At 71.5% G+C, this 14,028-nt stretch carries 7 protein-coding genes; 4 read left to right on the top strand and 3 right to left on the bottom strand.

Features of this window, described 5'->3' with window-relative positions; genetic code table 11:
• Nucleotides 1-34 precede the first annotated feature (34 nt).
• On the bottom strand, nucleotides 35-424 hold the full coding sequence (locus tag B9S57_RS12145; protein ID WP_103515566.1) for a DUF1330 domain-containing protein: 390 nt from the start codon (nucleotides 422-424) through the stop codon (nucleotides 35-37).
• Between the two features lie 506 nt (nucleotides 425-930).
• Here B9S57_RS12145 and B9S57_RS12140 point away from each other — a divergent pair.
• Nucleotides 931-2,973, top strand: a complete 2,043-nt coding sequence (locus B9S57_RS12140) for a M4 family metallopeptidase (RefSeq protein ID WP_103515565.1) — start codon at nucleotides 931-933, stop codon at nucleotides 2,971-2,973.
• Between the two features lie 93 nt (nucleotides 2,974-3,066).
• Here B9S57_RS12140 and B9S57_RS12135 read toward each other — a convergent pair whose 3' ends face one another.
• A complete protein-coding gene (locus tag B9S57_RS12135; protein WP_258036371.1) occupies nucleotides 3,067-4,878 on the bottom strand; it encodes a SpoIIE family protein phosphatase in 1,812 nt (603 codons plus the stop codon).
• A 187-nt stretch (nucleotides 4,879-5,065) separates the two neighbouring features.
• Complete coding sequence (glgP, locus tag B9S57_RS12130) at nucleotides 5,066-7,744, bottom strand: alpha-glucan family phosphorylase (protein WP_103515563.1); 2,679 nt, start codon at nucleotides 7,742-7,744, stop codon at nucleotides 5,066-5,068.
• Nucleotides 7,745-8,455: 711 nt separating this feature from the next.
• Here glgP and B9S57_RS12125 point away from each other — a divergent pair.
• The 3 genes from B9S57_RS12125 to B9S57_RS12115 all read left to right on the top strand — a co-directional run bounded on the left by B9S57_RS12125 (nucleotide 8,456) and on the right by B9S57_RS12115 (nucleotide 13,961).
• Nucleotides 8,456-10,564 (top strand): alpha-1,4-glucan--maltose-1-phosphate maltosyltransferase, encoded by a 2,109-nt coding sequence (locus tag B9S57_RS12125; protein ID WP_103515562.1) that lies wholly within the window; start codon nucleotides 8,456-8,458, stop codon nucleotides 10,562-10,564.
• On the top strand, nucleotides 10,561-12,267 hold the full coding sequence (treS, locus tag B9S57_RS12120) for a maltose alpha-D-glucosyltransferase (protein ID WP_103515561.1): 1,707 nt from the start codon (nucleotides 10,561-10,563) through the stop codon (nucleotides 12,265-12,267). Before B9S57_RS12125 ends, treS begins: the two co-directional genes overlap by 4 nt.
• Nucleotides 12,268-12,518: 251 nt before the next feature.
• Nucleotides 12,519-13,961: a maltokinase gene (locus tag B9S57_RS12115; protein WP_103515560.1), complete on the top strand. Its 1,443-nt coding sequence runs from the start codon at nucleotides 12,519-12,521 to the stop codon at nucleotides 13,959-13,961.
• Nucleotides 13,962-14,028 lie beyond the last annotated feature (67 nt).

Genomic DNA, 14,028 nt, shown 5'->3' with positions numbered 1-14,028 from the left:
GCCGACCCGGGCCCGGCCCGCACCCGGGCGTGCCTCAGCCGGCGCCGCGGGCCCCCGCCGGGCCCCAGGGCCGGGTGGGCTGGAGGACGGCCTCGGTGAGAGCCGCGGTCCGCAACGCCGTCACCTGCTGGTACTCGGGGTCGGCGACCATGCGGGCGAACGCCGTACGGCTGGGGTAGCGGACGAGGAGGACGGCGTCCCACTCCTGGCCCCTCTCGGCGACCAGGGGGCTGCCGCCGTCGCCGGCGTAGAGCACCTCGCCGCCGTGGCGGGGCAGGATGACGCCGGACAGCGCCTCGGCGTAGGCCGCGTAGGACTCCCGGCCCCCGTCCGCGAATCGCAGCAGGTTCAGCATCACCACGGGACCGTCCGGATCCTCGGCGAGGAACTCCTTGAGGTCGGCTCCGGTGGGGTCGACAGCCATGGTTCCGGCTCCTTCGATCGAGTGACCAAGCGCTTGCTCACACACTCCCCGCCGCCTCCCACCGCGTCAAGGGACCGCACGGCGGCATCGGGGCCACGCCGCGCGCGGAAGCGGCGGGGAGGCCGGACGCCGGCGCCGGCGTCCGGCCTCCCCGCGGGGGAGTCGCGGAACCAGCCATAGCGCCGACCCGTCTCACCCCTCGGTCCCCGGCCACCCCGCCGCACCCGCCCCGACCCGGAGGGGATACGGGCGAAACCCCTTGCCACCCAGCGGGACAAGGGTCGTCACGTTCCGGGCGATCTTCCCGTGCCACCGGAATGACACACAGCGAAACGTCCGCTTAACGAACACGGTATTTCCGGCAACGGACGACTTCCGGCCAATGTGTTGACGCGGTCCTGACACGCAGGGCTTCCCGGTGGCACTCTTCAGCCGATCCACGCACCGCCTGCTCTGCCGGTCCGCTCACCCAGCGGGCCGTGACCCCCCTCGCAGAAGGAGTCCGCGTGAGACCCACGCCCAGCCGTCGTGCCACCGCGACCGGCGCTCTGATAGCCGCAGCCGCTCTCCTCGCCGTCGGAATGCAGGGCGGTGCCGCAACGGCCGCCTCCGAAGGCGCGACCGCGGCACCCGCCGCCGCGGTGAAGGGCGCCGACCCCGGCGCGCTCCCCGCGAAGCTCTCCCCCGCCCAGCGGGCCGAACTCCTCAAGGAGGCCAACGCCACCAAGGCGGCCACCGCCAAGGAGCTCGGCCTCGGGTCCACGGAGAAGCTCGTGGTCCGCGACGTCGTCAAGGACGTCGACGGCACCACCCACACCCGCTACGAGCGCACCCTCGGCGGTCTGCCCGTGCTCGGCGGCGACCTCGTCGTGGCCGAGTCGAAGGCCGGGACGACCCGGGGAGTCAGCAAGGCGTCGAGGGCGACCGCCTCGCAGCTGAAGGCGGTCGGCACCGCGGCGGACGTCGCGCCGGCCACCGCCGAGAAGCAGGCGCTCACCGCCGCGAAGGCGGACGGTTCGAAGAGCACCGAGGCGAGCAAGGCTCCGCGCAAGGTCGTCTGGGCGGCGAGCGGCACCCCGCAGCTTGCCTACGAGACCGTGGTCGGCGGCCTCCAGCACGACGGCACCCCGAACGAGCTGCACGTCATCACGGACGCCTCCTCCGGCGCCAAGCTCTTCGAGTGGCAGGCCATCGAGACGGGCACGGGCAACACCCAGTACAGCGGCACGGTCACGCTGGGCACCTCGGGCTCCGGCAGCTCGTACAACCTGACCGACTCCGCGCGCGGCAGCCACAAGACGTACAACCTGAACCACGGCACCTCGGGCACCGGGACCCTGTTCTCCGGCTCCGACGACGTCTGGGGCAACGGCAGCGCGTCGAACGCCGAGACGGCCGCCGCCGACGCCCACTACGGCGCCGCGGAGACCTGGGACTTCTACAAGAACGTCATGGGCCGCACCGGCATCAAGGGCAACGGCGTCGGCGCGTACTCCCGCGTCCACTACGGCAACAGCTACGTCAACGCCTTCTGGTCCGACAGCTGCTTCTGCATGACCTACGGCGACGGCAGCGGCAACTCCAAGCCCCTGACCTCGCTGGACGTGGCGGCGCACGAGATGACGCACGGCGTCACCTCCAACACGGCCGGCCTCAACTACAGCGGTGAGTCCGGCGGCCTCAACGAGGCCACCTCCGACATCTTCGCGGCCGGTGTGGAGTTCTACTCCAACACCTCCACGGACCCGGGCGACTACCTCGTCGGCGAGAAGATCGACATCAACGGCAACGGCACCCCGCTGCGCTACATGGACAAGCCGAGCAAGGACGGCGCGTCCAAGGACTACTGGTACTCCGGCCTCGGCGGCGTCGACGTCCACTACTCCTCGGGCCCGGCGAACCACTTCTTCTACCTGCTCTCCGAGGGCAGCGGCGCCAAGACCGTCAACGGGGTCTCGTACAACTCCCCGACCTCCGACGGCCTTCCGGTGACCGGCATCGGCCGGGACAAGGCGCTGCAGATCTGGTTCAAGGCGCTCACCACGAAGTTCACCTCCACCACGAACTACGCCGCGGCCCGCACCGGGACGCTGGCGGTGGCCAGTGAGCTGTACGGCGCCACGAGCGCCGAGTACACCGCGGTCGCCAACGCCTGGGCCGGCATCGCCGTCGGCTCGCGTCCCGGCGGCGACCCGGACCCGGGCGGCACGGTCTTCCAGAACACGACCGTCAAGGCGCTCGCCGACCGCAGCACCACCAACATCCCGGTCGTCGTCAGCGGCGTCACCGGCAACGCGCCCAGCGACCTGTCGGTCGCGGTCAACATCAGCCACACCTACCGCGGTGACCTCGTCCTCGACCTGGTCGCCCCGGACGGGACGGCGTACCGCCTGAAGAACTCCTCGTCGAGCGACTCCGCGGACAACGTGGTGGCGACCTACACGGTCAACGCCTCCTCCGAGGTCGCCAACGGCACGTGGAACCTGAAGATCCAGGACGTCTACTCGGGCGACAGCGGCACCTTCAACAGCGTCAAGCTCACCTTCTGATCCCCCTCCGGGGACGCTGAGGAGGCGTCTCACGGAAGGTGCACCGCAGTGGTACGGCCCCGGGGAGCACGCCCCCCGGGGCCGTACCGCGTGTCAGTGCGAGGAGTCCGGGCCCCGCCCGGGGATGATCTGCTCCGCCCAGACGATCTTCCCGGTCGCCGTGCGGCACGAACCCCACCTGCGGCAGAGCAGGTTGATGAGCTGGAGCCCCCGGCCGCCCTCGTCGCTGACGTCGGCGTGCTGGATCTGCGGCAGGTCGGGCCCGGTGTCCGCGAGCTCCACCTGGAGCCGGTCGTCGCACAGGAGCCGGAGCCTGCCGGGACCGCCGCCGTAGCGCAGGGCGTTGCCGACCAGTTCGCTGACCACCAGCTCCGTCACGTCGGCGAGTTCGGACAGGCCCCACCGCGAGAGCTGCTCGGTGACCAGCCTGCGCGCGGTGGAGGCGGGGTTGCCCTCTGTGGGCAGGTCCCACTCCCGCAGCCGCACGTCGGGCGGCAGCTCGTGGCCACCGGCGACCAGCAGCACCGCCTCGTCGAACCGGCCGTCGTCCCGGCGCGGCGAGGTGAGCGGGCCCCCGGCGTCGATCCGCTCCGGCGCCATCGCGGCCACCGTCGTGCGCAGCCCCTCCAGCTGGACGTCCACGTCGTCGGTGCGGGTCTTGATCAGGCCGTCGGTGTAGAACATCAGCCGCCCTCCCACCGGGCCGCGCACCCGCAGGGGGTCGTACGGAATGACCCCGGCGCCCAGCGGTGCCCCGACCGGCACGTCGAGATAGCGGGCGGTCCCGCCCGCGTCCACGAGCAGCGGCGGCGGATGCCCCGCGCTCGCGAGGGTGTAGCTGGAGTCCGCGGGGTCGTAGACGGCGCAGAGACACGTGGCCACCTGGTCGTCCTCCAGGTCGCGGGTGGCCAGGTCGAGCCGGGCGAGCAGACGGTCGGGAGCGATGTCCAGCATCATGAGCGTACGGGCGACGGTCCGCAGCCGGCCCATGGTGGCGGCGGCGGGCAGACCGTGTCCCGTGACGTCGCCGACGACCAGCGCCGTACGTCCGCTGGGGAGCGCCACCACGTCGTACCAGTCGCCGCCCACGCCGTGCGCGTCGACCGCGGGCGCGTAGTGGGCGTGCACCCGCAGACCGGGGGTGTGCGGTGTGGCACGCGGCAGGAGGGAGCGCTGGAGCGACACGACGTGCTCGCGCTCCCGGCCGTAGAGCCGGGCGTTGTCTATGAACACCGCCGCCATGGAGGCCAGTTGGCTCGCCAGCTCCAGGTCCGCACGGTTGAAGGGCGACCGGTCGCCCGCGCGGACGAAGTCGGCGGAGCCCAGCAGGACACCGCGGGCGATCAACGGCACCGCCAGATAGCTGTGGACGCCCTGGCGCCGCATCGCCGCCTCCGCGCTGTCCGTCGGCGCGACGCGCGCGTAGTCCTGCGGTGCCATCCGGCTGACCAGCACGGGCCGGCCGTTGCGCAGGCACTCGGTCGTCAGCAGCGTCTCGCGGCGCTCCCGACGGTCCACCACCTCGCCCACCGGGGCGGGTTCGAGCTCCTGCAGCGCGTCGATGGCCCGGACCGCCATGGCGCGGGTGACGGGCACAGCGGCTCCGGTGACGCGCTCGCCCTCCTCGCCGCGCAGCACGGACTCCAGCAGGTCGACCGCGGCGGCGTCGGCCAGCCTGGGGACGCTGAAGGCGGCCAGTTCCTCGGCCGTGCTCTCCAGATCGAGCGTCGTCCCGATCCGTGTACTCGCCGCATTGAGCCACCGCATCCGGGCGGCGGTGGTGAAGCGGTCGCCGCGCGGGGGCGCGGCAGGCTCCGGGTGCCGGGCGTTCAGCTGCCGCGACGTCCCGTTCTGCGCGGCCAGCCGACGGGTCAGGCGTCTCGCTCGGCCTCCGCCGCCGTTCACCGTGCTGACCTCCACTCGCGCCCTGCGGGACGCATCGCTGTGATGTCGGTGGCCCAGGGCCACACCGGCAGGGCTGTCATGTTAGCGAGATCAGGGCGAAAGCACCCCTGCCGGTTCCCCGGTGCCGCCGGGTCACACGGGTGGGCCCGGCGCATGGGCACGCCGGGCCCGCCGTGAGCGAGCGGTGTCAGCGCAGGAGCACCCCGCCGCCGTCGCCCGTCGACGCGTTCGGCACCGCGACCAGGCCGAGTTCCGCACCCGACGCGAGCAGCCGGTGGGAGGGCAGGACACGCACGGTGTAGCCGTACGGGCCCGTACGGTCGAGGGCGAGCGGGCCCTCGTAGAGCCAGCGGTCCTCCAGGTCGTGACCGCCGGCCGGCTTCAGCGGAAACGTCTGGGCTTCCGCGATCGCGTCCCCGGAGTCGACCCGCCCGGCGACCACCTGAACCTCCACGTCCTCCGGGTCGAGACCGCCCAGGGCGATCCGGACCCGGAGCGCCAGGGTGGACCCCAGCTCGGCCGAACCGCCGACGACCGTGTCGGCGGAGGCCTCCACGTGGTCGACCGCCACCTGCGGCCAGGCCGCACGGATCCTGGTCTTCCAGGCGGCGAGCTCACGGGCCGCCGCAGGCTCCAGCGCCCGGCGGGACAGCGCCGCGGGAGCGTAGAGCCGTTCGACGTACTCGCGCACCATCCGGCCCGCGAGGACCTTGGGCCCCAGGGTGACCAGGGTGCGGCGGACCATCTCGATCCACCGCTCGGGCAGGCCCTCTGCGTTGCGGTCGTAGAAGCGCGGGGCGACCCGGTCCTCGAGCAGGGCGTAGAGGGCGCCCGCCTCCAGCTCGTCGCGCCGCTCCTCGTCGGTGGCGGAGCCGTCCGCGGTGGGGATCGCCCACCCGAAGTCGGGCTCGAACCACTCGTCCCACCAGCCGTCGCGCACGGACAGGTTGAGGCAGCCGTTGAGCGCCGCCTTCATCCCGCTGGTGCCGCAGGCCTCGAGCGGGCGCAGGGGGTTGTTGAGCCAGACGTCGCAGCCCGGGTAGAGCTTCTGGGCCATCCCCATGCCGTAGTCCGGCAGGAAGACGATGCGATGGCGGACCCGCGGGTCGTCCGCGAACCTCACCAACTCCTGGACCAGCCGCTTGCCGCCGTCGTCGGCGGGGTGGGCCTTGCCGGCGACGACGATCTGGATCGGGTGCGTCGGATGGAGCAGCAGCTCCCGCAGCCGGTCGCGGTCGTGCAGCATGAGCGTCAGTCGCTTGTACGAGGGCACCCGGCGGGCGAAGCCGATGGTCAGCACGTCCGGGTCCAGGACGTCGTCGATCCAGCCCAGCTCCGCGGTGCCCGCGCCGCGCCTGCGCCAGGAGGCGTAGAGCCGCCTGCGCACCTCGGTGACGAGCTGCTCCCGCAGCCCCCGGCGCAGCTCCCAGATGTCCTGGTCCGGGACGCGGGCCACGGCGTCCCACCGCCTGGGCGTGCCGGCCGTCCCGGCGTCGGCGCCGGTCTCCCCGCCGACCTCGGCTCCGGCGAGTGCGTTCTCCGCGCGTTCGGAGCCGAAGGTGCCGGCCCCCAGCCGGAGAACCTCGGGCGCGACCCAGGTCGGGGCGTGCACCCCGTTGGTCACCGAGGTGATCGGCACCTCGGAGGGGTCGAATCCCGGCCACAGCCCGGAGAACATCTCCCGGCTGACGGCTCCGTGCAGGGTGGAGACCCCGTTGGCCCGCTGGGCGAGCCTCAGCCCCATCACCGCCATGTTGAAGAGGTCGGGCTCGCCGCCGGGGTAGGTCTCCATCCCCAGGCGCAGGATCCGCTCCACCCCGACCCCGGGCAGCTCGCCGTCGTCACCGAAGTGACGGGCCACGAGCTGGCGTTCGAAACGGTCTATCCCGGCGGGCACCGGGGTGTGGGTGGTGAAGACCGTGCCGGCCCGCACGACCTCCAGGGCGGCGTCGAAGTCCAGTCCGGTCTCGGAGAGTTCCCGGATGCGTTCCAGGCCGAGGAACCCGGCATGGCCCTCGTTGGTGTGGAACACCTCGGGGACGGCGTGCCCGGTCAGCCGGCAGTAGGTGCGCACGGCGCGCACCCCGCCGATGCCGAGCAGCATCTCCTGGAGCAGCCTGTGGTCGCTGCCGCCGCCGTAGAGCCGGTCGGTGACGTCGCGCTCGCCCGGTGCGTTCTCCTCGACGTCGGAGTCGAGGAGCAGCAGCGGGACACGCCCGACCTGGGCCTGCCAGACACAGGCGTACAGCGAGCGGCCGCCCGGCAGGGCGAGCACCACCCTGCTGGGGGTGGAGTCGGCCTCACGCAGAAGGGTGAGCGGCAGCTCGTTGGGGTCGAGGACGGGGTAGTGCTCCTGCTGCCAGCCGTCCCGGGACAGGCTCTGGCGGAAGTAGCCGTGCCGGTAGAGCAGGCCGACGCCGATGAGCGGGACGCCCAGGTCGCTGGCGGCCTTCAGATGGTCACCGGCCAGGATGCCGAGCCCGCCCGAGTACTGGGGCAGGGCCGCGGTGACCCCGAATTCGGGGGAGAAGTAGGCGATGGCCGCGGGGAGCTCCGCGCCCTGGGAGAGCTGGTCCTGGTACCACCTCGGGCCGCCGAGGTACTCACGGAGGTTCTCGGACACCTCGGTGAGCTGCCGCATGAAGTGCTGGTCCCCGGCCAGCTCGGCGAGGCGCGCGGCGGAGACGGCGCCGAGCAGGCGCACGGGGTCGGCGTCCGCGGGCCGCCAGCCCTCCGGGTCGGCCGCCTGGAAGAGCTGTTGGGTCTCGGTGTGCCAGGACCAGCGCAGGTTGCGGGCGAGGTCGCTGAGCGGTCGCAGGGGTTCGGGGAGGACGGGACGCACGGTGAATCGACGAATGGCCTTCACGTATCCCACCTTTACAGGGGACGTACGGATCCGAGGGGACGCACGACGGTGGGCGCCCTCTCCGTCACCCTCGACGGTAGCGGTGAGCAGCCCCGCGCAACCACGGCGCGCGCCCGGCTCAGTGGGTCCGCCACCGCGCGGCCCGCCCGCCCCCGTCCCCGGTGAAGCACCGTGCGCGCCCTCTCTCCGCAGGCACCTGCACCACCCCTGTCACAGGCTTCCCGGCGGCATCTGCGGCCCCACTCGCCCCATGGGCCAGATGCGCCAGTTAAGTACCCCTCTGTCACGGGCGATATGGCTGATTTCCCCTCCTCACGCGGACTTGTGGCACCCCGCACCACAGGGAAGGCTGCGGAGGTGCCCGCGTGACGGCCGGGGGACCGGCGCGCGGCCCACAGCGCGTGCATCCGTTGCACCAAGGAGTTAACACGCCGCCGGGTTGGCCGCCCGAAATCGGTGGGAAGGCTTCCCCGGTATCACCCCCCGCGCTGCACATCCCAGGTGCCCCCCGGTCCGAGGTCGAACCCCCGTGCACCTGCCATTCGAGTGCCATTCGAGTGAACGCGGACAGGAGCGGCCATGCCCACAGCCCGCCAGCCGACGACCGAGCAGCTACAAAGGACGCAACCCCACCATCGCGGCGCGCGCGGTCAGCCCTTCACGCCCACGTCGCACGCCGTGCATGCCGAGCTCCGACCCCCAGGTGATTCCATGATCGGTCGCATTCCCGTCCTGGACGTCCGTCCGCTCGTCGACTGCGGCAGACGGCCCGCCAAAGCCGTCGCGGGCGAGACCTTCGAGGTCAGCGCCACCGTGTTCCGTGAGGGACACGACGCCGTCGCCGCCAACGTCGTCCTGTGCGACGCGAACGGACGGCCCGGCCCCTGGACCCCGATGCGCGAGCTCGCTCCGGGCACGGACCGGTGGGGCGCCGACGTCACCCCGGACGCGGAAGGCCGCTGGACGTACACGGTCGAGGCGTGGAGCGATCCGGTCGCCACCTGGCGCGCACACGCGCAGATCAAGATCCCGGCGGGCATCGACACGGCGCTCGTCCTCGAGGAGGGCGCCGAGCTGTACGCCCGCGCCGCCGAGGGCGTACCGAAGCAGGACGGGCGCGAGGCCGTGCTGGCCGCCGTCGACGCGCTGCGTGACACGAACCGCCCGGCGGCCTCCCGGCTCGCGGCGGCGCTGGCCGCCGAGGTGGACGAGGCGCTCGGCCGTCACCCCTTGCGCGAACTGGTCAGTGCGTCGCGGCCGCTGCCGCTGACCGTCGAGCGCCGGCGCGCCCTGTACGGCTCCTGGTACGAGCTGTTCCCGCGCTCCGAGGGTGCGCGCATGGAGGAGCCGGCCCCCTCGAAGCCCGCCCGGAAGCCGCGGGCCACGAAGAAGACCGCGGCCACACGGACCGCCGCCGCGGCCACGCGGAAGAAGAACCCGGCGGTCACCGCCGAGCTCCCCCCGCCGGCTCCCCGGCTGGTCAGCGGCACCTTCCGGACCGCGGCCGAGCGGCTGCCCGCCGTGGCCGCGATGGGGTTCGACGTCGTCTACCTCCCGCCGATCCACCCCATCGGGACGACCCACCGCAAGGGTCCGAACAACAGCCTCTCCCCCGGCGCCGACGACCCCGGTGTGCCCTGGGCGATCGGTTCCGCCGAGGGCGGGCACGACGCCGTCCACCCGGATCTGGGCACGATCGAGGACTTCGACCACTTCGTCGCGACGGCCCGCACGCTGCGGATGGAGATCGCGCTGGACTTCGCCCTGCAGTGCTCCCCGGACCACCCGTGGGTGACGGAGCACCCGGAGTGGTTCCACCACCGCGCAGACGGATCCATCGCCTACGCCGAGAACCCGCCGAAGAAGTACCAGGACATCTATCCGATCGCGTTCGACACGGACCTGCGCGGGATCGTCACGGAGACCGTGCGCATCCTGCGGTTCTGGATGGAGCACGGCGTACGGATCTTCCGTGTCGACAACCCGCACACCAAGCCGGTGGTCTTCTGGGAGAAGGTGATCGCCGACATCAACCGCACCGACCCGGACGTGATCTTCCTCGCGGAGGCCTTCACCCGCCCCGCGATGATGCGCACGCTGGCCGCGGTCGGCTTCCAGCAGTCCTACACGTACTTCACCTGGCGTAACACGAAGCAGGAACTGACCGAGTACGCGACCGAGGTCTCGGGCGAGAGCTCCTCGTACATGCGGCCCAACTTCTTCGTGAACACGCCCGACATTCTTCCCGGTTACCTCCAGGACGGCGGGCCGGCCGCCTTCGCGGCCCGGGCCGTGCTGGCCGCGACCCTGTCCCCCTCCTGGGGCGTGTACGCGGGCTTCGAGCTGTACGAGAACACCCCGGTGCGTCCCGGGAGCGAGGAGTACCAGGACTCCGAGAAGTACCAACTCAGGCCCAGGGACTGGGAGTCGGCGGAACGTGAGGGCCGCTCGCTCGCTCCCCTGATCACCTCCCTCAACCGGATCCGACGTCGCCATCCGGCGCTTCAGCAACTGCGCGACATCCACTTCCACCCGGTCGACAACGAGGCACTGATCGCCTACAGCAAGCGCTCGGGTCCGGACATCGTCCTGGTGGTCGTCAACCTCGACCCTCACCACACCCAGGAGGCCACGGTCTCGTTGGACATGCCGCGGCTCGGCCTCGACCGGCACGAGCGCGTGCCGGTGCGCGACGAGCTCACCGGCGACACCTATCACTGGGGCAGGACCTTCTATGTGCGCCTAGAGCCGGGCGTCACGCCCGCGCACATCGCGGTCCTGCGACCGTCCCCGCCGACCGGAGGGTCACCCACACCATGATCGTCAATGAGCCTGTCCACGACCTGTTCGAGGACACTCCCGCCAAGGACCGCGATCCCGACTGGTTCAAGCGCGCCGTCTTCTACGAGGTACTCGTCCGGTCCTTCCAGGACTCCAACGGGGACGGCGTCGGTGACCTCAAGGGCCTCACCGCCAAGCTCGACTACCTGCAGTGGCTGGGCGTCGACTGCCTCTGGCTGCCTCCGTTCTTCAAGTCGCCTCTGCGTGACGGTGGTTACGACGTCTCCGACTACACCGCCGTGCTCCCCGAATTCGGCGACCTCGCCGACTTCGTGGAGTTCGTCGACGCCGCGCACCAGCGCGGCATGCGCGTGATCATCGACTTCGTCATGAACCACACGAGCGACCAGCACGACTGGTTCCAGCAGTCCCGCACGGACCCGGACGGGCCGTACGGCGACTACTACGTCTGGGCCGACGACGACAAGCAGTTCCCGGACGCGCGGATCATCTTCGTCGACACGGAGACGTCCAACTGGACCTTCGACCCGGTACGCAAGCAGTACTACTGGCACCGGTTCTTCTCCCACCAGCCGGATCTCAACTACGAGAACCCGGCGGTGCAGGAGGAGATCATCTCGGCCCTGCGCTTCTGGCTGGACCTCGGCATCGACGGCTTCCGGGTCGACGCCGTGCCCTACCTCTACCAGCGCGAGGGCACCAACTGCGAGAACCTCCCCGAGACCCACGGCTTCCTCAAGCGGGTCCGCAAGGAGATCGACGCCAACTACCCGGACACGGTGCTGCTGGCCGAGGCCAACCAGTGGCCGGAGGACGTCGTCGACTACTTCGGCGACTACACCGCCGGCGGCGACGAGTGCCACATGGCCTTCCACTTCCCGGTGATGCCCCGCATCTTCATGGCCGTACGGCGCGAGAGCCGCTACCCGGTCTCGGAAATCCTGGCGAAGACCCCGGAGATCCCGTCGGGCTGTCAGTGGGGCATCTTCCTGCGCAACCACGACGAGCTGACGCTCGAGATGGTCACGGACGAAGAGCGCGACTACATGTACGCGGAGTACGCCAAGGATCCCCGGATGCGGGCCAACATCGGCATCCGCCGGCGGCTCGCGCCTCTCCTGGACAACGACCGCAACCAGATCGAGCTGTTCACGGCCCTGCTGCTCTCCCTGCCCGGCTCCCCGATCCTCTACTACGGGGACGAGATCGGGATGGGCGACAACATCTGGCTGGGCGACCGCGACGCCGTGCGCACCCCGATGCAGTGGACGCCCGACCGCAACGCCGGTTTCTCCTCCAGCGATCCGGGGCGGCTCTACCTCCCCACGATCATGGACCCGGTCTACGGCTACCAGGTCACCAACGTGGAGGCGTCGATGGCGTCGCCCTCCTCGCTGCTGCACTGGACACGCCGGATGATCGAGATCCGCAAGCAGAATCCGGCGTTCGGCCTCGGCTCCTACAGCGAACTGCCGTCGTCGAACCCCGCGGTCCTCGCGTTCACCCGCGAGTACAAGGACGATCTCGTGATGTGCGTCCACAACTTCTCGCGGTTCGCACAGCCCACCGAGCTCGATCTGCGGGCCTTCGACGGGCGTCATCCGGTGGAGCTGATCGGCGGGGTCCGCTTCCCCGCCGTCGGTCAGTGGCCCTACCTGCTGACGCTCGCGGGGCACGGTTTCTACTGGTTCCGGATGCGGAAGGATGCTCCGGTCGGCTGACCGGCGACGGCGGTCGTCTGACGGCGCCTCACCGTGGAGGCGCCACCCGCGGGGCGGTTTCCACCGCCCCGCACGGGGCACTCTCCCCCATATCGAGCGCTTCCGGGCTCCTTCGGCCCTTTCGTGGGCCCACCGATCGAGTCCGTACGGACTTTCCTCTCCCGACACGTCCCGCACAGCCGGACAGCCATTGCCGCAATCCGGGACACTCTTCGCATCCTGTGGTGTGCCCGGGGAAAGGACGCGATGCCATGTCGGAGGCTGCATCCACTCGAGTCGCCCTGGCGAAGAGCACAACATCGAGAAAGACGACAAGAAGACACCCGCCGAGCACCACGGGCACCACGACCCTGCTGCCGTCGCTGGCCCCACTGCTGCACGAATGGGTGCCCCGACAGCGCTGGTTCGCGGGTAAGGGGCAGCCCGTCACCGGCTTCTCCCTCGTCGCGGCCACCGAGATACTGCCTCTGGACGGGGCGGGCACGGGCCCCGGACTGCTGCACCTGCTCGTCCGGGTCCACCAGCCGGGCGGACGCCCCGCTCCGGCGCAGGGGGACTGCTACCAGCTCCTGCTGGGTGTGCGCACCACGCTGCCCCCACGCCTGGCCGACGCACGCATCGGCCAGGTCGCGGAAGGACCGCTGGCCGGCCGCACCCTCTACGAGGGGCTGCACGATCCGCGCGTCGCCGACCTCCTGCTGGAACGATTCCGTAACCCCGGATCCCTCGGCCCGCTCCGCTTCGACCGGGCGGAACCGATCCCCCCGGGCCTCACCCCCCGCGTCCTGGACACCGAGCAGTCCAACTCCTCACTCGTGTACGGGGACGCCTTCATCCTGAAGATCTTCCGCCGGGTCTTCCCGGGCATCAACCCCGATCTCGAACTGCCGCTCGCGCTCGGCCGCGAGGGCTGCGGGCGGGTACCCGCGCCGGTGGCCTGGTTCGAGGCGACGACGGGTGCGGAGCCGCTCACGCTCGGCGTGCTGCAGCCCTTCCTCCGCGGCGCGCAGGACGGTTGGCAGCTCGCGCTCGCCGCCCTGGCCGCCGGCCGGGACTTCGTCCCCGAGGCACACGCCCTCGGCCGGGCCACGGCCGAGGTGCACACGGCCCTCGCCGCCGCGCTGCCCACGCCCCCGCTGGCACACGACCGCACCAGGCACCTGGTGGCCGGGATGGTGGAGCGTCTGGAGGCCGCCGCCCAGGCGGTCCCGGCACTCGTCCCGTACGTGCCGGGTCTGCGCACCGCCTTCGACGCCGTCGGGGCGCTGGGGGACACGGGGCGCGGCTGGCCGGTGCAGCGGGTCCACGGCGATCTCCACCTGGGGCAGACCCTGCTGGACGGTGACGGCTTCTGGTCGCTCATCGACTTCGAGGGCGAACCGGCCAGGCCGCTGCCCGAACGCCGCAGTCCGCAGCCGACGGTCCGCGACGTGGCGGGGATGCTCCGCTCCTTCGACTACGCGGCCCGGTCGCACCACCCGTGGAACCCCGATTGGGCGGCCCGCTGCCGTGCCGCGTACTGCGAGGGCTACGCGAGCGCGGCGGGCGCAGACCCACGCGGCGAACCCGAGCTGCTGCGCGCCCATGAGACCGACAAGGCGGTGTACGAGGTGCTGTACGAGGCACGGCACCGCCCCGACTGGCTGCCGGTGCCGATGGCGGCCATCCAGCGCCTGGCCGCCACACCCGCGTGACCTCCGCTCCCCACCACTCACCTTTCGAGGAGGCAGTCTCCGTGACCGCCCGCAAGCCGTCCCGCAA

It is taken from the genome of Streptomyces sp. SM10 (genome assembly GCF_002910915.1).
Lineage (GTDB): Bacteria > Actinomycetota > Actinomycetes > Streptomycetales > Streptomycetaceae > Streptomyces.
This window is presented reverse-complemented; position numbering and strand designations above follow the sequence as displayed.